Here is a 19,255-nt window from a genome sequence, read left to right as displayed (position 1 = left end):
CTTCGCAGCCCTTTCCGACCGGTCCGGCGCCCCGGCAAGGCCGCTCCTACAAGGACCGCGCCGGCCAGAAGATTGATGCAAGAGCCGACATGGCGGCCCCAACTACAGCGCTGAAGAGTCAGCGCTTGTCTTCAACCTTCCACGCACCACCGTCGTAGAACGCCTTCCACCCCGTCGGCTTGCCATCAACCTCGGACTGCACGTACTGCTCCTTGGTCTTGCGGCTGTAGCGGATCACCGCCGGGCGGCCATCCGGGTCTTTCTGCGGCGCTTCGCACAGGAAGTGGTACTTCGGGTCGATCTCATGCTTGTGCGGCACGATCTCCATTACCAGCGGTGCTCGGGTTTCGCGGTTCTTGGGGAACTGGCTGGCGGCCAGGAACAGCCCCGAAGCGCCGTCGCGCAGCACGTAGGTGTCGTCGACCTTCTCGCACTTGAGTTCTGGCATGTCCACCTTGTCCATCTTCGGTGGCGCCGCTTCGCCGCTCTTTAGCAGCTTGCGGGTGTTCTTGCACGCCGGGTTGGTGCAGCCGAAGAACTTGCCGAAACGGCCCGTCTTCAATTGCATCTCGCTACCGCACTTGTCGCACTCCAGGCTCGGCCCTTCGTAACCTTTGATGCGGTAGCTGCCTTCCTCGATCTCATAGCCAGCGCAATCCGGGTTGTTACCGCAGATGTGCAGCTTGTGCTTCTCATCCAGCAGGTAGGCATCCATCGCCGTGGCGCAGATCGGGCAGCGGTGCTTGCCCAGCAGCACGCGCGACTCCGACTCACCCTCGTCATCCGCAGCAATCTCGTCGCCCGGCACCAGGTTCACGGTGGCCTTGCAACGCTCTTTCGGCGGCAGGCTGTAGCCTGAGCAACCGAGGAACACACCGGTGGAAGCCGTGCGGATCATCATCGGCCGGCCACATTCCTTGCACGGAATGTTGGTCATGGTCGGCTGGTTGGCGCGCATGCCGTCTTCACTGGACTCGGCCGTCTGCAGCTTCTTGCTGAAGTCGCCGTAGAACTCGTCAAGCACGTTCTTCCAGTCACGCTCGCCCTGGGCCACGTCGTCGAGGTTCTCTTCCATGTCGGCGGTAAAGCCGTAGTCCATCAGGTTGGAGAAGCTCTCCGACAGGCGCTCGGTGACGATATCGCCCATCTTCTCGGAGTAGAAGCGGCGGTTGTGCAGGGTCACATAACCACGGTCCTGGATGGTGGAAATGATCGCCGCGTAGGTCGACGGGCGGCCAATGCCACGCTTTTCCATTTCCTTGACCAGGCTGGCCTCGGTGAAGCGTGCCGGTGGCTTAGTGAAGTGCTGGCTCGGGTCGATCTGCAGCAGCTTCAGCGCCTCACCCTGGACCATTTCTGGCAGCACGTCGTCTTCGCCCGGCTTGCTCTGCTGTGGCAGCACGCGGGTATAACCGTCGAACTTGAGGATACGGCCCTTGGCGCGCAGCTCGAAGTCGCCGGCAGCCACGGTAACGCTGGTGGACAGGTACTGCGCTGGCGGCATCTGGCAGGCCAGGAACTGGCGCCAGATCAGCTCGTACAGCCGCTCGGCATCGCGCTCCATGCCACTGAGCTTGGTCGGGTGCGTGTTCACGTCGGAAGGTCGAATTGCTTCGTGCGCTTCCTGGGCGCCTTCCTTGCTGCCGTAGACCAGCGGCGCCTCCGGCAGGTACTGCTTGCCGAATTCGCGCTCGATGTAGCTACGCGCCATGTCCAGGGCGTCGCTCGACAGGTTGGTCGAGTCGGTACGCATGTAAGTGATGTAGCCCGCTTCGTACAAGCGCTGGGCCATCATCATGGTCTTTTTCACACCAAAGCCCAGGCGGTTACTGGCGGCCTGCTGCAGGGTGGAGGTAATGAACGGTGCCGACGGCTTGCTGCTGGTCGGGCGGTCTTCGCGCTTGACCACGCTGTAGCTGGAAGCCTTGAGCTTCTCCAGCGCCGCCATGGCCTGGGCTTCGTTCAGCGGCTTGAAGGCCTCGCCCTTCTCGCGCGCCACTTCGAAACGCACCTTGGCGTTTTTCGCGGTGCCGAGGTCGGCGTGGATCTCCCAGTACTCTTCCGGGATGAACGCACGGATTTCACGCTCGCGCTCCACCACCAGCTTCACTGCCACCGACTGCACGCGACCGGCAGACAGGCCACGGGCAATCTTGGACCACAGCAGTGGCGAAACCATGTAGCCGACCACGCGGTCGAGGAAGCGCCGCGCCTGCTGGGCGTTGACCCGGTCGATGTCCAGCTCACCCGGTTGCGAGAACGCCTCCTGGATGGCCTTCTTGGTAATTTCGTTGAACACCACGCGCTTGTAGCGGGTGTCGTCGCCGCCGATGGCCTCGCGCAGGTGCCAGGCAATGGCTTCCCCTTCGCGGTCCAAGTCGGTTGCGAGATAGATGGTGTCAGCATCTTTGGCCAGGCGGCGCAGCTCTTCGATCACCTTTTCCTTGCCAGGCAGGATCTCGTACTTGGCCTTCCAGCCGTGGTCGGGGTCCACGCCCATGCGCGCCACCAGCTGGCGACGGGCCTTTTCTTTCGGCGACAGGGCCGGAGCCTCACCCGCGGCCTTGCCACGCTTGGCGGCCGGCTCTTTGCTTGCGCTGGCCGAACCGCTGGTGGGGAGGTCTCGGATATGGCCGATACTCGACTTCACCACGTACTGGTTGCCCAGGTACTTGTTGATGGTCTTGGCCTTGGCCGGGGATTCCACAATGACCAGCGATTTGCCCATGGATCGGAGTATTCCTGAATCTGAAGATAAAAAACGCGTCAGGTGCCAGACGCGGCACCGCTATATATAGTGGCAAAAGTGTGAGGTCAAGTTCGAACGATCACGCGTGCGACTTGCCCAGCAACCCGGGCAGCCCCTCTTCGGCCTTGACCAAAGCAAAGCGCGGCACCTGCTCGCCGTCAACCTCGACAGACTCCTGGAACATCGAAAGTGGCCGTACCCAGAAGCTGTAGTCACCATACAGGCACTGGTAGAACACCATCCATTCTTCGTTCTCGGAGTGCCGCGCAACACTGAAGACACGGTACTCAGGCCCTTTGTAATGCCGGTATACGCCTGGTTGTATCTGCATGTTGCCCACCCTCTTGAATAAAACCTGAAAAAAACAAAACCGGGGCACAAGGCCCCGGCTGCTGTCCCGCTACGCGATCAGACGCGTTCGAAGACAGTGGTGATACCTTGGCCAAGGCCGACGCACATGGTCGCCACCCCCAGGGTACCGCCATTTTGCTTCATGACATTGAGCAGGGTGCCGGAAATACGTGCCCCGGAGCAACCAAACGGGTGGCCCAAGGCAATGGCGCCGCCGTGCAGGTTAACCTTCTCATCCATCTTGTCGAGCACTTTCAAGTCTTTCAGCACGGGCAGGGCCTGTGCAGCGAAGGCTTCGTTGAGCTCGATGAAGTCGATGTCGGCCATGGTCAGGCCGGCACGCTTGAGGGCTTTCTGGGTCGATGGCACCGGGCCATAGCCCATGATTGCCGGGTCGACGCCGGCCACCGCCATCGAACGGATCACCGCCAATGGCTGGATACCCAGGTCCATGGCGCGCTGGCCGGACATGACGATCATGCATGACGCGCCGTCGGTGATCTGCGACGAGGTACCGGCCGTGACCGTACCACCCTTCGGGTTGAACGCAGGCTTGAGCGACGCCAGGCCTTCGAGGGTGGTTTCCGGGCGAATGGTTTCGTCGAAATCGAACACCTTCAGGAAGCCGTTCTCATCAAAGCCCTGCATCGGGATGATCTCGTCCTTGAACTTGCCTTCGACCGTGGCCTTGTGGGCCAACTGGTGCGAACGCACGCCGAACAGGTCCTGCTGCTCACGGGTGATGCCGTGCATCTTGCCGAGCATTTCTGCAGTCAGGCCCATCATCCCGGAAGCCTTGGCGGCATGCAAGGACAGGTGCGGGTTAGGGTCTACGCCGTGCATCATGCTGACGTGGCCCATATGCTCCACGCCACCGACCACAAACACATCGCCGTTACCGGTCATGATCGCCTGGGCAGCGGTGTGCAGTGCGCTCATCGACGAGCCGCACAGGCGGCTGACGGTCTGCGCAGCGGAAGTGTGCGGGATCTGGGTCATCAGCGAGGCCATGCGGGCAATGTTCCAGCCCTGCTCCAGGGTCTGGTTGACACAGCCCCAGATCACGTCCTCGACTTCTTTCGGGTCGACCTTACCGTTGCGTTCCAGCAGCTTGCTGATCAGGTGCGCCGACATGTCTTCGGCGCGGGTATTGCGGTGCATGCCACCCTTGGAGCGGCCCATTGGCGTGCGACCGAAGTCGACAATCACCACGTCTCTTGGATTCAGGCTCATATCAAATCTCTCGCTCTAGCTCGTTGACCGCTCAGTTGAAGAAGCGCTGGCCGTTCTTGGCCATTTCACGCAGCTTGGCGGTCGGGTGGTACAGCGGCCCCAGGTCGGCATACTGATCGGCCAGGGCGACGAATTCGGCGACACCGATCGAGTCGATGTAGCGCAGCGCACCACCGCGGAAAGGAGGGAAACCAATGCCGTAGACCAGGCCCATGTCGGCTTCGGCGGCGGTTTCGACGATGCCGTCTTCCAGGCAGCGCACGGTCTCCAGGCACAGTGGCACCATCATCCAGTTGATGATGTCTTCGTCGGTGACTTCACGCTGCTCGAACACGATCGGCTTGAGCACGTCGAGCACGGTGGCATCGAAGACTTTCTTCGGCTTGCCGCGCTTGTCGGTTTCGTAGGCGTAGAAGCCCTTGCCGTTCTTCTGGCCCAGGCGGTTGGCTTCGTACAGTGCATCGACGGCCGAGCGGCGCTCGTCCTTCATGCGGTCCGGGAAGCCTTCGGCCATTACGTCACGGCCATGGTGGCCGGTGTCGATGCCAACCACATCCATCAGGTAGGCCGGGCCCATCGGCCAGCCGAACTTTTCCATGACCTTGTCGATGCGCACGAAGTCGACACCGGCGCTGACCAGCTTGGCAAAGCCGCCGAAGTACGGGAACAGTACGCGGTTGACCAGGAAGCCCGGGCAGTCGTTGACCACGATCGGGTTCTTGCCCATTTTCTTGGCATAGGCCACGGTGGTAGCGACCGCCACTTCACTGGACTTCTCGCCACGGATCACTTCCACCAGCGGCATCATGTGCACCGGGTTGAAGAAGTGCATGCCGACGAAGTTTTCCGGGCGCTTGAGCGCCTTGGCCAGCAGGTTGATGGAGATGGTCGAAGTGTTGGAGGCAAGGATTGCATCATCCTTCACCTGCCCTTCCACTTCAGCCAGTACCGCCTGCTTGACCTTCGGGTTCTCGACCACGGCCTCGACGACGATGTCGACGTTGGCGAAATCGCCATAGGACAGGGTCGGGCGGATGGCGTTGAGTGCCTCGGCCATCTTGGCCGGGGTCAGGCGGCCTTTGTCGACGCGGTTGCCGAGCAGCTTGGAGGCCTCGTTCAGGCCCAGCTGGATGGCTTCCTCGCGAATGTCCTTCATCAGGATCGGGGTGCCCTTGACCGCCGACTGGTAGGCGATACCGCCACCCATGATGCCGGCACCGAGCACGGCGGCCTGCTTCACGTCGTGGGCGATTTCGTCATGCGCCTTGGCCTTGCGCTTGAGTTCCTGGTCGTTCAGGAACAGGCCGATCAGGCTTTCGGCAACCGAGGTCTTGGCCAGCTTGGCGAAGCCTGCGGCCTCGACTTCCAGGGCCTTGTCGCGGCCGAAGTTGGCGGCTTTCTGAATGCTCTTGATGGCTTCGACCGGGGCCGGATAGTTCGGGCCGGCCTGGCCGGCGACGAAGCCCTTGGCGGTTTCGAAGGCCATCATCTGCTCGATGGCATTGAGCTTGAGCTTTTCCAGCTTGGGCTGGCGCTTGGCCTTGTAGTCCAGCTCGCCACTGATGGCGCGCTTGATCAGGTCCAGGGCACCGGCCTGCAGCAGCTCCGGGGCAACCACGGCATCGACGGCACCGACTTTCAGGGCGTCTTCGGCGCGGTTTTCCTTACCGGCGGCGATCCACTCGATGGCGTTGTCCGAGCCGATCAGGCGCGGCAGGCGCACGGTACCGCCAAAGCCCGGGTAGATACCCAGCTTGACTTCCGGCAGGCCGATCTTGGCGCTGGTGGACATGACCCGGTAGTCGGCTGCCAGGCACATCTCCAGGCCGCCGCCCAGGGCGATGCCGTTGATGGCGGCCACGGTCGGCACTTCGAGGTCTTCGAAGGCGTTGAAGATGCGGTTGGCTTCCAGGTTGCCGGCGACCAGTTCGGCCTCGGGCAGCTTGAAGTTGTCGACGAACTCGGTGATGTCGGCGCCGACGATGAACACGTCCTTGCCACTGCTGACGATAACGCCCTTGACCGAGGCGTCGGCCTGAATGGCTTCGACGGCCTGGCGCAGCTCGTTCAGGGTCAGGCGGTTGAACTTGTTGACGGACTCACCCTTGAGGTCGAACTTGAGCTCGACGATGCCACTTTCAAGAGCCTTAACCGTGATGGCTTTACCTTCGTAAATCATCAACTGATCTCCACGATATGGAAGCTGAACTGTACACGCCGATCGCTGCAACAAGAGCAGGTCTATCTGCCCCGCCCCAGGCACACCCGTCAGCGCGCTAGTCGGAAGTATGGCTTGGCGTCATGACATACAAACGCTCAATTCATACGCCCGTTTGATTTGGGTGTGCACACATTCTCCGAAAAGATCGGCGTTGTCAAATGCTCGCGAGCACGGCGAAAACGCGACTTTCCGGTCATTTTGTATCGTCTTGGTACAAAACATGATGACAGTGATCGCCGAACATTCATGTCAGCGATTGACCACAGCGATGGGGACAACGCACCAACTTTCCGCTTGCGCGGCGACTTCGGGCAGCTACACTGGCACTTGCTTGAGTGAATACCCGGCCTGCCTGGCCTTTTCTGCGATAGCAGAACGCAAAGCGGCGACTTGGCACCCCACCCCTTCAGGGGTATGCCAAGCCGCCGCTTTGTCGTTTCAGAGCATATTTACCGGGCTGACGCACCCCTTGTGGGAGCGGGTTAACCCGCGAACACCGGCAAAGCCGGTGCCATACACCGCGTCGCCTTCTTCGCGGCTAAAGCCGCTCCCACAGGGACTGATGTCCGCCCTCGATTTGGTGATTAACTGTCAGGCCAGGGTTTCGAGCACGTAGGCAACATCCTGCAATACAGCCGTATCACCCCGCTCGGTCCAGTACAGGGCGATCATCCGCGCATCGGCCTCGACCTTGTACACACTTGCCGGCAACCGCGCCAAGGCCTCGACAAAGCGTGGGTCTTCGCAGGGTTCACGCCACTGGTTCCACCACACCCCCGGGGTTACCTGCCAGAAGCTGAAACTGTCTTCATGCCCACGGCGACGGGCCCGATGGTACTGCGGGCAAGGGCTTGGCGGCTCTTTCTCCAGCCAGTGCGGCCACTGCTGCGGCGCCAGTTGCATGGCCAGGCCCATGCGCCGTGCCTCCAGGCGCAGCTTCATCTGCTCGCTCTGTTTGCGCGAGCTGCGCAGCCAGGAAAGCGGGCTGAGAATCAGCGCAAGGATTGACACCACCAGCAATACCGTCATATCAGTAGACCCCATAAAGCGTTGCAAATGAGCTGGTTAGCCATTTTTCACGGAAGACCCGCCCGAAAGCGACCATACTTCTTCTATCGCGATTGCCAGGAGTACCGCTCATGCAATACGAACATTTGTTGGTCGCCGTCGACCTGACCGAAGAATGCGACCCGGTGATCAAGCGCGCCATGAAGCTCGCCGAGCCCTCAGGCGCCAAGGTATCGCTGGTGCACATCGTCGAGCCGATGGCCATGGCTTTTGGCGGTGACGTGCCTATGGACCTGTCGCAGTTGCAACAGCAGCAGTTCGACCAGGCCAAGGAGCGCATGGAGCGCCTGTTCAACAAATACCCGGATATCAACCGCGGCGATTCGCACCTGACCTACGGCCAACCGCGCCAGGAAATCCACCAGCTGGCCAAGGACCAGAAGTGCGACCTGATCGTGGTCGGCAGCCATGGCCGCCATGGGCTGGCGTTGCTACTGGGGTCCACGGCCAATGACGTGTTGCATGGTGCGCCGTGTGATGTGCTGGCCGTGCGGTTGCAGAAGAAGGATTGATTTAGCCTGTACAGGCCTATTCGCGGGTAAACCCGCTCCTATAAGGGATCGCATACCCATGTAGGAGCGGGTTTACCCGCGAATAGGCCGGATCAGGCTAACGCCAATCAGCCTTCCAGCTCAGCCCAGCGCTCTACCAGTGCATCCAGCTCGCCCTGCAGCTTCTCGATCTTGGCCAGCACTGCCGAGGTTTCCGCGATCGGCCGCTGATAGAAGCCCGTCGCATTCACTTCTTCCTGAGCCTCAGCCATACGCTGTTCAACTTCGTCAATCTGCCCTGGCAGCATCTCCAACTCACGCTGCAGCTTGTAGCTGAGTTTCTTCTTCGGCGCTTCTTCCACCACCGGCGCAGCAACAGGCTCTGGCTTGGCCTCGACCTTCTCCACCACCGCACTGTTGAGCGCAGACTTGCCGCCCTTGCTCTCGGTCACGCCCAGCAGCTTCGGCGAGCCGCCCTGGCGAATCCAGTCTTCGTAACCACCCACGTACTCACGCACCTTGCCCTCGCCTTCGAACACCAGGGTGCTGGTGACGACGTTGTCGAGGAAGGCCCGGTCGTGGCTGACCATCAGCACGGTGCCCTTGTAGTTGGACAGCACCTCTTCAAGCAACTCGAGGGTTTCAACGTCCAGGTCGTTGGTCGGTTCGTCGAGCACCAGCAGGTTGGCTGGCTTGCTGAACAGCTTGGCCAGCAGCAGCCGCGCACGCTCACCACCCGACAGCGCCTTGACCGGCGTGCGCGCACGCTGGGGGCTAAACAGGAAGTCGCCCAGGTAGCTCAGCACATGGCGGTTCTGGCCATCGATTTCGATGAAGTCGCGGCCTTCGGCAAGGTTGTCGATTACCGTCTTTTCCAGGTCGAGCTGGTGGCGCATCTGGTCGAAATAGGCCACTTCCAGCTTGGTGCCACGCTCCACCTTGCCCGCGGTCGGTTCAAGGTCACCCAGCATCATCTTCAGCAGGGTGGTCTTGCCGGTACCGTTGGCGCCCAGCAGGCCAATACGGTCCTGGCGCTGCAGCACCATGGAGAAGTCCTTGACCAGCAGAGGCCCGTCGGCGTGATGGAAGCTCACGTTCTCCAGCACCATCACCTGCTTGCCGGACTTGTCTGCCGCTTCGATCTGGATGTTGGCCTTGCCCTGGCGCTCACGGCGCTCGCCACGCTCAACGCGCAGGGCCTTCAGTGCACGCACGCGGCCTTCGTTGCGGGTGCGGCGGGCCTTGATGCCCTGGCGGATCCACACTTCTTCCTGGGCCAGGCGCTTGTCGAACAGCGCGTTGGCGGTTTCTTCGGCGGCCAGTGCGGCCTCCTTGTGCACCAGGAAGCTGGCGTAGTCGCCGTTCCAGTCGATCAGGCCGCCACGGTCCAGTTCGAGGATGCGAGTGGCCAGGTTCTGCAGGAAGGAACGGTCGTGGGTGATGAACAGCACCGCGCCGTTGAAGCCACGCAGGGCCTCTTCGAGCCAGGCGATGGCACCGATGTCCAGGTGGTTGGTCGGCTCGTCGAGCAGCAGCAGGTCGGGCTCCGACACCAGCGCCTGGGCCAGCAGCACGCGGCGGCGCCAGCCACCGGACAGCTCGGCCAAAGTCTTGTCGGCGGGCAGTTGCAGGCGGCTGAGGGTGCTTTCTACCACTTGCTGCAGGCGCCAGCCGTCACGGGCTTCCAGCTCGTGCTGGACATGCATCAGCTTTTCCAGGTCTTCGTCGCCCTGGATGTTCATGCTCAGGTGGTGGAACTGCGCCAGCAGTTCGCCAACACCATCCAGGCCAGCGGCTACCACGTCGAACACCGTGCGCTCGTCGGCCACCGGCAGCTCTTGCGGCAGTTCGCCAATCTTCAGGCCCGGGGCCCGCCAGATTTCGCCGTCGTCGCCCTTCTGCTCGCCCTTGACCAGGCGCAGCATGCTCGATTTGCCGGTACCGTTGCGGCCGATGATGCACACCCGCTCGCCACGAGCGATCTGCCAGGACACTTTGTCCAGCAGCGGCATGGCGCCGAATGCGAGGGACACATCGCTGAATTTGAGCAGGGTCATGTTGGTCTCCATAAATCGGGCGCGCATTCTACCTGACTTGGCACCCGACGGCACCCGCCAGGCTGAACGGCGAGCAGCTGGCGACATCCGGTCGAACTTAATATCCCGATACAAGCACAGTGCTTTCACCCGCAGCCGGCAAACGGCTAAGCTAAGGCAATAGTTTCCAACAGTGCTGGCTTCGCCGTCACTTCCCCATGGTTCAACTGCCCGGACGTATCATGCGCAGCCGCCTGTTACATATTGCATCCTGCCTGCTGCTTACCGCTGCCACCTGCGCGGCACAGGCTGCCGACCTGACCTTGCAACGCCAGTACTATGACGAGGCCAAGCGTGCGCTGGCCAAGGGCGACAAAGGCCCGTATCTGCGTTATGCCCAGGCCCTGAGCGACTACCCGCTGACGCCCTACCTGGCCTACGACGAGCTCACCGCCCGCCTGAAAAGCGCCAGCAACCAGGAAATCGAAAGCTTCCTCGCCAAGCATGGCGACCTGCCCCAGGCCAACTGGATGAAACTGCGCTGGTTGCGCTGGCTGGCGGAACGCGGCGAGTGGGACACTTTCGTCAAGTACTACGACCCCAAGCTCAACTTCACCGAACTGGACTGCCTCAATGGCCAGTACCAGCTCAGCCATGGCCTGCGCGCCGAAGGCAACGCCACCGCCGACAAGCTGTGGAACGTCGGCAAGTCGCAACCTGCCGCGTGCGACACGCTGTTCGGCATGTGGGCGGCCGAAGGCCAGCTGACCGAAAGCAAACGTTGGGAACGCACCAAGCTGGCGGCCCAGGCGCGCAATTACGGCCTGGCCAACAACCTGGTCAACACCCTGACCACCCTTGGCCCGCAGGGGCGCCTGCTGGTCGACGTGGCCCAGAAGCCCGAGCTGCTCAACCAGCCGTCGCGCTTCACCCCGGCCAACGAGGCGATGTCCGACGTGGTCAGCCTCGGCCTGCGTCGCCTGGCCCGCCAGGACCCGGAGCGGGCCATGGCACTGCTCGACGATTACGCCCAGCGCATGCACTTCTCGCGCGACGAAAAGGTGGCCATCGCCCGCGAAATCGGCCTGACCCTGGCCCGCCGCTACGACCCGCGCGCGCTCGACCTGATGACCCGCTACGACCCCGAACTGCGCGACAACACCGTCAGCGAGTGGCGCCTGCGCCTGCTGCTGCGCCTGGGCCGCTGGGAAGACGCCTACGAGCTGACCAAACGCCTGCCTCAGGACCTGGCCGCCAGCAGCCGCTGGAAGTACTGGCAGGCACGCAGCCTGGAACTGGCACAGCCGAACAACCCGCAGATCCCGCTGCTGTACAAGACCGTGGCGCGCGAGCGTGATTTCTATGGTTTCCTCGCCGCCGACCGGGCGCAGACGCCCTACCAGCTGAACAACAAGCCGCTGCTGCTGAGCCCTCAACTGGTCAAGAAAGTGCGCAACACCCCGGGCATCCAGCGCGCACTGGAATTCCACGCCCGTGGCCAGATCGTCGAAGGCCGCCGCGAGTGGTACCACGTGAGCCGCCACTTCACCCGTGACGAGATGGTCGCCCAGGCGCGCCTGGGTTATGAACTGCGCTGGTACTTCCCAGCCATCCGCACCATCAGCCAGGCACAGTACTGGGACGACCTGGACATCCGTTTCCCGATGGCCCACCGCGATACGCTGGTACGCGAAGCCAAGGTGCGCGGCCTGCATTCGAGCTGGGTGTTCGCCATCACCCGCCAGGAAAGCGCCTTCATGGAGGACGCACGCTCGCCGGTGGGCGCCAGTGGCCTGATGCAGCTGATGCCGGCCACCGCCAAGGAAACCGCTCGCAAGTTCAGCATTCCGCTGGCATCGCCGGCGCAGGTGCTCAACCCGGACAAGAACATCCAGCTGGGCGCAGCCTACCTGAGCCAGGTGCACAGCCAGTTCAACGGCAACCGGGTACTGGCCTCGGCAGCCTACAACGCCGGGCCGGGGCGCGTGCGCCAGTGGCTTAAAGGCGCCAAGCACCTGAGCTTCGATGTGTGGGTAGAGTCGATCCCGTTCGACGAAACGCGCCAGTATGTGCAGAACGTGCTGTCGTATTCGGTGATCTATGGGCAGAAGCTGAACGCACCGCAGCCGCTGGTGGACTGGCATGAGCGGTATTTTGATGACATGTGAATGTTGCTGAGCCTGTGCCGGCCTATTCGCGGGTAAACCCGCTCCTACAAGGGTCACGCGATCGTTGTAGGAGCGGGTTTACCCGCGAATAGGCCAGCACTAAAAACATGCCTACTCCAGGATTTCCACCTGCATCCCTACCTCCAATCTGCCACCGCCATCCACCGCCAGGTTCTGCCCAAACAGCACATCCCCTTCCTTTTCACGAAAGGTCTTCAGCGTAGCCATCGGCTCGCGGTCTTCACTGCGCTCGCCGGTAGCCGGGTCGATGGTAGTAAAGACGCAGCGCACACTGGGTTTGAGCACACGAAACTCCAAACTGCCAATACGAATGCGCTTCCAGCCATCCTCGGCAAACGGTTCAGCGCCGTGCACCACCAGGTTGGGCCGAAAGCGCAGCATCTCCATCGGCCGACCCACGCGCCGGCTCAGCTCGTCCAGCGAGCCCTGGCCGATCAGCAGCAAAGGGAAACCGTCGGGAAACGCCGCCCGGTCACTGTTGAAGCCATAACCGTTGGGCAAGTAGCGCGCACGCTGTTCCGGGCAATGCACCAGGCGCACGGGCTTGCCCAGCAGCTCGCTCAGCCAGGCCGCCGCGGCATCACCAGCGTCCGGCACGCGCAGGGTATCGCGCCAGAGGGTCACCCCGCGCAGGGCGTCATCGGCAGGCGGCACCGGCACCCGTAACGGCGCCTGACCAGGCGCCTGCAACAGCAACTGGCCGCTGTCGTCATCGCTCGCCGTGATCTGGCCCAGCCGTGGCCAGGCTCGCTGGGTCAGGAAGCGTCCGTTTTCTTCCTCCACCACCATCCAGCGCCGGTCACCCTGCAACCCCAACAACCCCACCGCCGAAGCTTGCAGGCTTTGTGCCTGCCCAGACTTCAGCGGGTACCGATACAACTCACTGAGAAACATCCCTGCCGCCTCGCGTCATGCCAAAAGCCAAGCTTATACCCGCCCGGCCCGGCGATCACGCAGTGGCGGTATCCAGCAGCAGGCGTTGCTTGACCACGTCGACCAGGCGATCGGGCTGGAACTTGGAAAGGAAGTTGTCACAGCCGACCTTCTTCACCATGGACTCGTTGAAACTGCCCGACAGCGAGGTGTGCAATACCACGTACAGCTGGCGCAGGCGCGCATCGCTGCGAATCTCGGTGGTCAACCGGTAGCCGTCCATTTCCGGCATTTCGGCGTCGGTGAACACCATCAGCAGCTTCTCGCACACGTCTTCGCCGGCATCGGCCCAACCCTTAAGCATGCGCAGCGCTTTCAGGCCGTCGCTGGCCACGTGCAGCTTCACCCCCAGCTGGGACAGGGTGTCACGCAACTGCGCCAGGGCCACGCTGGAGTCATCCACCAGCAGCACCTCGCGCCCACGTGCCCGGGCCAGCACCGGGTCGGCAAGTTTTTCGCCAGAGACGCGGGCGTTGTACGGCACGATCTCGGCCAGCACCTTCTCCACGTCGATCACCTCCACCAACTGGTCGTCGACCTTGGTGATGGCAGTCAGGTAGTGCTGGCGCCCGGCACTGGAAGGCGGCGGCATGATCGATTCCCAGTTCATGTTGACGATGCGGTCGACACCGCCCACCAGGAAGGCCTGCACCGAACGGTTGTACTCGGTGACAATGATGGTGCTGTCCGGCCCTGGTTGCAGCGGACGCATGCCGATTGCCTGGGACAGGTCGATCACCGGCAAGGTCTGCCCGCGCAGGTTGACCACACCACAGACAAAGGGATGACGCTGCGGCATCAAGGTCAGCTTGGGCAGCTGCAGCACTTCCTGAACCTTGAACACGTTAATCGCGAACAACTGGCGACCGGCCAGGCGGAACATCAGGATTTCCAGGCGGTTCTCACCTACCAGTTGCGTGCGTTGGTCTACCGTGTCGAGAATGCCAGCCATTGGAAAACCCCCAGGCGTGAATCAGAAAAAGGTGAAATCATCTAACCTGTATCGGCGGCTTCCCGCACACCTTGACCCACGCAGGAAAATGCCGAGCAGGCAATTGATATCACTTTACCATCATGCTTTACTGCGGGCACGCCGTGGCAAAACAACGGCAGGGCTAAAAGTTCCCCACCTTAGCCTCGCATCAGGGAAACCCTTAGGAGCAATCGGGTGCAACCTGATGTTCGCGATATCCTTTAGCCATTAATGTGACGCCATTCTCATTGCATGAATGGAGTCAGGCTTTTGTTAGCTATCGTTTCGGCGTGCCCGTCCCTTGCGCCTACCCCACGCGCGGGGACCTGATCATGGACACTGCCTTATCGTTCGATGACGCCCTGCAGGGCTTCCTGCTGGATGCCCAGGTACTGCTGTCCCAAGCCCAGGAATGCCTGCAGCATCTGGAGCTGATCGACAACGACCCGGATGCCTGCCATTGCCTGGACAACGCCCTCGACAGCCTCGCCCGGCAGGCCACACGCCTGGGCCTGCGTGAAGTCGCCCACTACGCAACCGCCCTGCAACAGTTACTTGCCCCGGCCTGTCACGGCGGCTGCCTGCCCCGTGAAGCCCTACCCGCAATAGGGGCCTGCCTGACCCTGCTGGCCTGGCAGCTGGAACTGGTCGATACCCGTACCGGGCGGCTGAACCTGGACATCGGCGAGCAACTGGTACTGCTGGGTGAACTGGCCAAGGTCGTGCAGCAGCCCTTCGCACCCGCCTGCGCATCCTGCGATGAAGAGGGCAACGTGTGCATTCACCCGCACGACCCCCTGAGCTCCGGCAACCGCAGCATCCGGTCAAACCCTGCCCACTAACCTGAGCCAAAGTGCAACTAAGCACGTTTATTCAAGCCCCACCAGGGTCGAACTTGAAAAGTTCTCCAAGTTTTCGAGGGGCCAAGTTGAATCATTACCGCATTAGTTGCTGCACAAGTTCGATCAACGCGATTAAAGGGTGGCACTTTGCTACCCGCCAAAGCCCGACCAGCAGGCGTTTCAAAGCGTTACCCAGCCGCGACCGATGCCATGCGAAGTGGTAATATGCGCCCCCACATACGCTTGCGACCGCAAAAAAGGTTGCACATCACGTGTTCGAAAAAACATCGAAAGTACTGCGCCAAAGCCTCTGACCAGCATTGTGCAAGGCCTCCATCAGCAATACTTCAGTGGCTTCCCTATTTATGCTCCCACGCTTGAAGATTTCCATGCGTTGCTGCTCCCGCGCTGCCCTGCTGCGCTGGCTGACAGTCGGGCTGTGTGTGGCCTCGCTGGTCACCAACCTGCTGCTGTACCTGGCCGACCTGGCAATCCCCGCCAGCCTGCTGGTGCTGCAGTTGGCCGCAACGCTGGGTGCGGCCGTGCAACTGGGCCTGGGCGCCAGGTCGATCAGCCTGCGCCCGGCCGAGCTTGCCGAGCGCATGCTCAAGGTGCAGGAAAACGAGCGCCAGCACCTGAGCCGGGAGCTGCACGACGACATCGGCCAGTTGCTGACCGCCGCCAAACTGCAGCTGCAATGGCTGCAACGGCGCATGCCCGACGAACTGCAGGGCCACTGCGACGCCCTGCGCAGCACGCTGGATGACACCCTTGGCACCGTACGCGACGTGTCCTCCCTGCTCAACCCGCGGCAACTGGCCAGCCTGGGGCTTGAAGCCAGCCTGCGCGCGCACCTGGTGCGCACCCTGGCCAGCAGCGGGGTGCAATGGAGCCTGGCGTGCAACCAACGCCTGGGGGGCATCGACGAAGCCGTGGCCATGGCAGTGTTCCGCATCACTCAGGAAGCCGTGACCAACATGCTGCGTCACGCCCAGGCACATAACCTGGTCATCCGCCTGCAACGCACCCCCGAGGGCCTGGCGTTGTCGATCCGCGACGATGGCCGTGGTTTCGTGCCCGCCCGGCACCCGGCCGAAGCTGGCCAGCGTGGCCTGGCCGGCATGCAGGAGCGGGTGACGGCTTTGCACGGTAGCCTCGACATCACCAGCCAGCCTGGCCTGGGCACACGGATCGAGGCGGTGTTCCCGTGGCCACCGCGCACCCAGCAACGCGCCAGGAGTACTGCCACCCATGACCTGTAGACTGCTGCTGGTCGATGACCACTCGCTGATCCGTGCCGGGGTACGTGCGCTGGTTTGCGACATTCCCGGCTATGGTGTGATCGGTGAAGCCGACGATGGCAGCCAACTGCTCGAACAGGTACGCACACTGCTGCCCGATATTGTCCTGCTGGACATTTCCATGCGCTCGACCAGTGGCCTGGACGCGCTCACGCAACTGCGGGCCAGCGGCAGCACCTGCAAGGTGCTGATCCTGTCGATGCATACCGACCCGGACCTGATCATGCGTGCCTTGGAAAGTGGCGCCCACGGCTATTTGCTCAAGGACACCAGTGCCACCGAGCTGGAGCAGGCCCTGGAGGCGGTGCGCCACGGTGAACGCTACCTCAGCCCGGCCATCGCCCACACCGTCATCAACCAGGCATTGCAGCGCACCCGGCAGGGCAAGCACGGCGCTGGCGAGCGGCACAACCTGACCGCCCGGCAGCTGGAAATCCTGCGCTTGATCGTGCGTGGCAAATCCACCCGGGAAATCGCAGCGGGCCTGGGCCTGTCGATCAAGACCGTGGAAACCCACCGCTCGCAGATCATGAAGCGCCTGCAGATTCACGACGTGGCTGGCCTGGTGCTGTTTGCCGTGCGCGAAAAAATCATCAGCCTGGACGACTGAGCAACGGCGACCCGGGCGGCAGGTGCAGCTGCAACGCAGCGGGCCTGGCCTGAAAGCGCAGGTTGTCGGCCTGCAAGGGTTCGCCATCAAGGTTGATGTCCAGCCCCTGCGAACTCTTGATCTCCACCCACGGCAACCTGGCCCGAACGAACAGGCCGTCGCCCGCCAGCAGGTCGCGCAACGCCCCGACCACCTCTTGTGGCGCAGGCAGGATGGCAATATCGAGCAAGCCGTCGTTGACCACGGCATCCGGGCACAGCACCTGCCCGCCGCCGGCCTGGCGGCCATTGCCGATACCCAGCGCCAGCAGTTGCCCCTGCCAGTGAAAGTCCGGCCCTTGCAGCTCCACCGAAGCGGCCTGCAGTTCGCTGAAGCGGGACAACCCGGTGAACAGGTAGGCGGCGGCGCCCAGTACTTTCTTCAAGTCTTCGGAAGTATTGGCGGTGACCTGGCTGCCGAAGCCACCCGTCGCCATGTTGAGGAACAACTGATCGCCGACCTGACCAAGGTCGATGGGTTGTGGCTCGACATTCAGCAACGCCAGCGCCGCGGCTGGTTCGAGGGGGATGCCGGCGGCCCTGGCGAAATCGTTGGCAGTGCCCAATGGCAGCAAGGCCAGGCTGGCATGGCCAGTGGCCTGCCCCATGGCCTCCGCCACATCGCGCAACGTACCATCGCCGCCGCCAGCGACGATATGGCTATAGCCCGCCGCCAGCGCCTCGGCAACCAGGCGCTGGGCATCGCCCGCCTCCCAGGTCACCCGCACATCCAGCACCCAGCCGCTGTCGCGCAGGTCGCCCACGGCACTGCGCAGTTCTTCGTTCATCGCCTGCTTGCCGTGCAGGACCAGCATTGCCTTGCGCTCTTGCATGTGCGCGTCTCCGTGAAATTGGCCAACCCTGATCTCGACCACAGGCTTGCACAGATCGTTGCACGCCCGCCAAAAAACAGGGATAGCAGCAGCCCTCGGGTTTGAGAAAATGATGGCATTCTTCACACATTCGACAATGCCCGGCTATGCTCTGCTAATGAACTTTTGACACGTTTTTGACCTGAGCAGAAAAACCCTCCAGATGAGTCAGCTTTTTGACTTCTGGATGCCCAGGCCCGCCTTACCCCTAGCCAAGGACGCGCCTCCCGACAGTGTGTTGCGCACACTGCCGACAGGCGCGTCTTGCCATCTGCAGCCGTCAGCGAGGGCCCCAGGCCATGCGCATTCTCTGGACACTGCCTTACCTGCCCTGGCCGACTACCAGCGGCTGCAAGACCCGGCAATATCACCTGATACGCGCACTGGCCCAGCGCGGCCACCGGATAACGCTGCTGGTGCAATCGAAAATCCCCCTCAGCGATGCCGCACGAGAGGCCCTGGAACCGCTGCTCGAACGCCTGATCGTACTGCCCCGCCGGCCACTGCACAGCCCGCTGAACCTGCTGGCTTCACCGATCATCGACTACCCCATGCGGGCGATCATCAATGGCTTGTCCTCTTGCCTGCGGCACCGCTTCGAGCAATTGCTGGACGAGCCCTGGGACGTGATCCAGATCGAGCACAGCTACAGCTTCCAGCCGTTCGAAAAAGCGCTACAGGCCCGCGGCCTGCCCTACATGCTCAGCGAGCATAACCTGGAGTCGGTGATGGGCAGTGCCTGCCACGATCGCCTGCCGCTGTGGCTACGCCCGCTCAATGCCTTCGACCGCTGGCGCTACCGGCGCTGGGAACACCGTGTGCTGCGCCAGCCCACCGAACTGGTGGCCGTCAGCGCCCACGATGCCGAACTGATCGGGCAGATCAGCGGGCGCCCGGTGAACGTGGTGGTCAATGGCGTGGATTGTGATTTCTATGAGCCCGTGCAACCTTCGCTGCACAGCCAGCGCCTGCTGTTTGTCGGCAACTTCGAATACGGTGCCAACCTGGAGGCCATCGAGTGGGCACTGGAAGACATCATGCCGCAGGTGTGGATGAGCAACCCGGCCGTGCGCCTGGCCATTGCCGGGCATGCTATGCCGACCAGCTGGAAGCTGCACTGGAACGACCCGCGCATCGAATGGTTCGGCTACCGCCCCGACCTGCGTGAACTGCAGCGGCGTTCCGCGCTGTTTTTTGCGCCACTGCGCTATGCCGGGGGCTCAAAGGTGAAAATCCTCGAAGCGATGGCCGCCGGCTTGCCGGTCATCACCACCGGCAAGGGCGTTTCCGGCCTGGCAGCGAACAACGGCGAACACTACCTGGGCAGCGATGACGGTGACCAACTGGC

Annotated in this window: 15 protein-coding genes; 6 read left to right on the top strand and 9 right to left on the bottom strand. The window is 62.4% G+C overall.

All coding sequences use genetic code 11. The features are described 5' to 3' along the window. Nucleotides 1-118: 118 nt before the first annotated feature. From topA to IAE39_RS24960, 5 genes are all read right to left on the bottom strand, one after another. Nucleotides 119-2,728 carry a type I DNA topoisomerase gene (gene topA / locus IAE39_RS24980; protein ID WP_201207181.1) on the bottom strand — a complete coding sequence of 870 codons (2,610 nt, stop codon included), beginning with the start codon at nucleotides 2,726-2,728 and terminating at the stop codon, nucleotides 119-121. 100 nt (nucleotides 2,729-2,828) lie between these two features. Beyond that, on the bottom strand, nucleotides 2,829-3,080 hold the full coding sequence (locus tag IAE39_RS24975; protein WP_201207180.1) for a DUF1653 domain-containing protein: 252 nt from the start codon (nucleotides 3,078-3,080) through the stop codon (nucleotides 2,829-2,831). 77 nt (nucleotides 3,081-3,157) lie between these two features. After that, entirely contained in the window at nucleotides 3,158-4,333 is a 1,176-nt protein-coding gene (fadA, locus tag IAE39_RS24970; RefSeq protein WP_201207179.1) for an acetyl-CoA C-acyltransferase FadA, read from the bottom strand. A gap of 31 nt (nucleotides 4,334-4,364) precedes the next feature. Further along, the gene (gene fadB, locus IAE39_RS24965; protein WP_201207178.1) at nucleotides 4,365-6,512 is read right to left on the bottom strand and encodes a fatty acid oxidation complex subunit alpha FadB; all 2,148 of its coding nucleotides are present in this window, start codon (nucleotides 6,510-6,512) and stop codon (nucleotides 4,365-4,367) included. Nucleotides 6,513-7,145: 633 nt separating this feature from the next. Further along, nucleotides 7,146-7,583 (bottom strand): hypothetical protein, encoded by a 438-nt coding sequence (locus IAE39_RS24960; protein ID WP_201207177.1) that lies wholly within the window; start codon nucleotides 7,581-7,583, stop codon nucleotides 7,146-7,148. Nucleotides 7,584-7,693: 110 nt separating this feature from the next. On the opposite strand from IAE39_RS24960, the gene IAE39_RS24955 reads away from it, so the two are divergent. Then, nucleotides 7,694-8,134 carry a universal stress protein gene (locus tag IAE39_RS24955; protein WP_201207176.1) on the top strand — a complete coding sequence of 147 codons (441 nt, stop codon included), beginning with the start codon at nucleotides 7,694-7,696 and terminating at the stop codon, nucleotides 8,132-8,134. A gap of 107 nt (nucleotides 8,135-8,241) precedes the next feature. Here IAE39_RS24955 and IAE39_RS24950 read toward each other — a convergent pair whose 3' ends face one another. Further along, complete coding sequence (locus IAE39_RS24950; protein WP_201207175.1) at nucleotides 8,242-10,170, bottom strand: ATP-binding cassette domain-containing protein; 1,929 nt, start codon at nucleotides 10,168-10,170, stop codon at nucleotides 8,242-8,244. A gap of 221 nt (nucleotides 10,171-10,391) precedes the next feature. Between IAE39_RS24950 and IAE39_RS24945 the strand changes: the two genes are divergently transcribed. After that, nucleotides 10,392-12,317, top strand: a complete 1,926-nt coding sequence (locus IAE39_RS24945; protein ID WP_201207174.1) for a transglycosylase SLT domain-containing protein — start codon at nucleotides 10,392-10,394, stop codon at nucleotides 12,315-12,317. Nucleotides 12,318-12,428: 111 nt separating this feature from the next. On the opposite strand, the gene IAE39_RS24940 is transcribed toward IAE39_RS24945, so the two are convergent. Further along, the gene (locus IAE39_RS24940; protein WP_201207173.1) at nucleotides 12,429-13,232 is read right to left on the bottom strand and encodes an MOSC domain-containing protein; all 804 of its coding nucleotides are present in this window, start codon (nucleotides 13,230-13,232) and stop codon (nucleotides 12,429-12,431) included. A 55-nt stretch (nucleotides 13,233-13,287) separates the two neighbouring features. Then, the gene (locus tag IAE39_RS24935) at nucleotides 13,288-14,223 is read right to left on the bottom strand and encodes a chemotaxis protein CheV (RefSeq protein ID WP_201207172.1); all 936 of its coding nucleotides are present in this window, start codon (nucleotides 14,221-14,223) and stop codon (nucleotides 13,288-13,290) included. Nucleotides 14,224-14,576: 353 nt separating this feature from the next. Between IAE39_RS24935 and IAE39_RS24930 the strand changes: the two genes are divergently transcribed. The 3 genes from IAE39_RS24930 to IAE39_RS24920 all read left to right on the top strand — a co-directional run bounded on the left by IAE39_RS24930 (nucleotide 14,577) and on the right by IAE39_RS24920 (nucleotide 16,997). Next, nucleotides 14,577-15,086 (top strand): histidine kinase, encoded by a 510-nt coding sequence (locus IAE39_RS24930; RefSeq protein ID WP_201207171.1) that lies wholly within the window; start codon nucleotides 14,577-14,579, stop codon nucleotides 15,084-15,086. A gap of 365 nt (nucleotides 15,087-15,451) precedes the next feature. Next, nucleotides 15,452-16,348 (top strand): sensor histidine kinase, encoded by an 897-nt coding sequence (locus tag IAE39_RS24925; protein WP_201207170.1) that lies wholly within the window; start codon nucleotides 15,452-15,454, stop codon nucleotides 16,346-16,348. Continuing rightward, a complete protein-coding gene (locus tag IAE39_RS24920; RefSeq protein ID WP_201207169.1) occupies nucleotides 16,338-16,997 on the top strand; it encodes a response regulator in 660 nt (219 codons plus the stop codon). The genes IAE39_RS24925 and IAE39_RS24920 overlap by 11 nt, the downstream gene beginning before the upstream one ends. Here IAE39_RS24920 and yegS read toward each other — a convergent pair. Beyond that, on the bottom strand, nucleotides 16,981-17,868 hold the full coding sequence (gene yegS, locus IAE39_RS24915; RefSeq protein WP_201207168.1) for a lipid kinase YegS: 888 nt from the start codon (nucleotides 17,866-17,868) through the stop codon (nucleotides 16,981-16,983). The two genes, IAE39_RS24920 and yegS, sit on opposite strands and share 17 nt — an antisense overlap. A gap of 338 nt (nucleotides 17,869-18,206) precedes the next feature. Between yegS and IAE39_RS24910 the strand changes: the two genes are divergently transcribed. Beyond that, nucleotides 18,207-19,255 (top strand): glycosyltransferase family 4 protein (locus IAE39_RS24910; protein ID WP_201207167.1); only part of this gene is annotated, 1,049 nt, incomplete at its 3' end.

Origin of the sequence: Pseudomonas sp. S37, assembly GCF_016658545.1 — a bacterium.
Taxonomy (GTDB): Bacteria; Pseudomonadota; Gammaproteobacteria; order Pseudomonadales; family Pseudomonadaceae; genus Aquipseudomonas.
Note: the sequence above shows the minus strand (reverse complement) of the source record. Positions and strands in the feature narration are given on the sequence as shown.

What these genes read in the sequence shown, in the direction of transcription:
- topA (WP_201207181.1), bottom strand. Translation starts at nt 2,728, where the DNA reads ATGGGCAAATCGCTGGTCATTGTGGAATCCCCGGCCAAGGCCAAGACC.
- IAE39_RS24975 (WP_201207180.1), bottom strand. Translation starts at nt 3,080, where the DNA reads ATGCAGATACAACCAGGCGTATACCGGCATTACAAAGGGCCTGAGTAC.
- fadA (WP_201207179.1), bottom strand. Translation starts at nt 4,333, where the DNA reads ATGAGCCTGAATCCAAGAGACGTGGTGATTGTCGACTTCGGTCGCACG.
- fadB (WP_201207178.1), bottom strand. Translation starts at nt 6,512, where the DNA reads ATGATTTACGAAGGTAAAGCCATCACGGTTAAGGCTCTTGAAAGTGGC.
- IAE39_RS24960 (WP_201207177.1), bottom strand. Translation starts at nt 7,583, where the DNA reads ATGACGGTATTGCTGGTGGTGTCAATCCTTGCGCTGATTCTCAGCCCG.
- IAE39_RS24955 (WP_201207176.1), top strand. Translation starts at nt 7,694, where the DNA reads ATGCAATACGAACATTTGTTGGTCGCCGTCGACCTGACCGAAGAATGC.
- IAE39_RS24950 (WP_201207175.1), bottom strand. Translation starts at nt 10,170, where the DNA reads ATGACCCTGCTCAAATTCAGCGATGTGTCCCTCGCATTCGGCGCCATG.
- IAE39_RS24945 (WP_201207174.1), top strand. Translation starts at nt 10,392, where the DNA reads ATGCGCAGCCGCCTGTTACATATTGCATCCTGCCTGCTGCTTACCGCT.
- IAE39_RS24940 (WP_201207173.1), bottom strand. Translation starts at nt 13,232, where the DNA reads ATGTTTCTCAGTGAGTTGTATCGGTACCCGCTGAAGTCTGGGCAGGCA.
- IAE39_RS24935 (WP_201207172.1), bottom strand. Translation starts at nt 14,223, where the DNA reads ATGGCTGGCATTCTCGACACGGTAGACCAACGCACGCAACTGGTAGGT.
- IAE39_RS24930 (WP_201207171.1), top strand. Translation starts at nt 14,577, where the DNA reads ATGGACACTGCCTTATCGTTCGATGACGCCCTGCAGGGCTTCCTGCTG.
- IAE39_RS24925 (WP_201207170.1), top strand. Translation starts at nt 15,452, where the DNA reads ATGCTCCCACGCTTGAAGATTTCCATGCGTTGCTGCTCCCGCGCTGCC.
- IAE39_RS24920 (WP_201207169.1), top strand. Translation starts at nt 16,338, where the DNA reads ATGACCTGTAGACTGCTGCTGGTCGATGACCACTCGCTGATCCGTGCC.
- yegS (WP_201207168.1), bottom strand. Translation starts at nt 17,868, where the DNA reads ATGCAAGAGCGCAAGGCAATGCTGGTCCTGCACGGCAAGCAGGCGATG.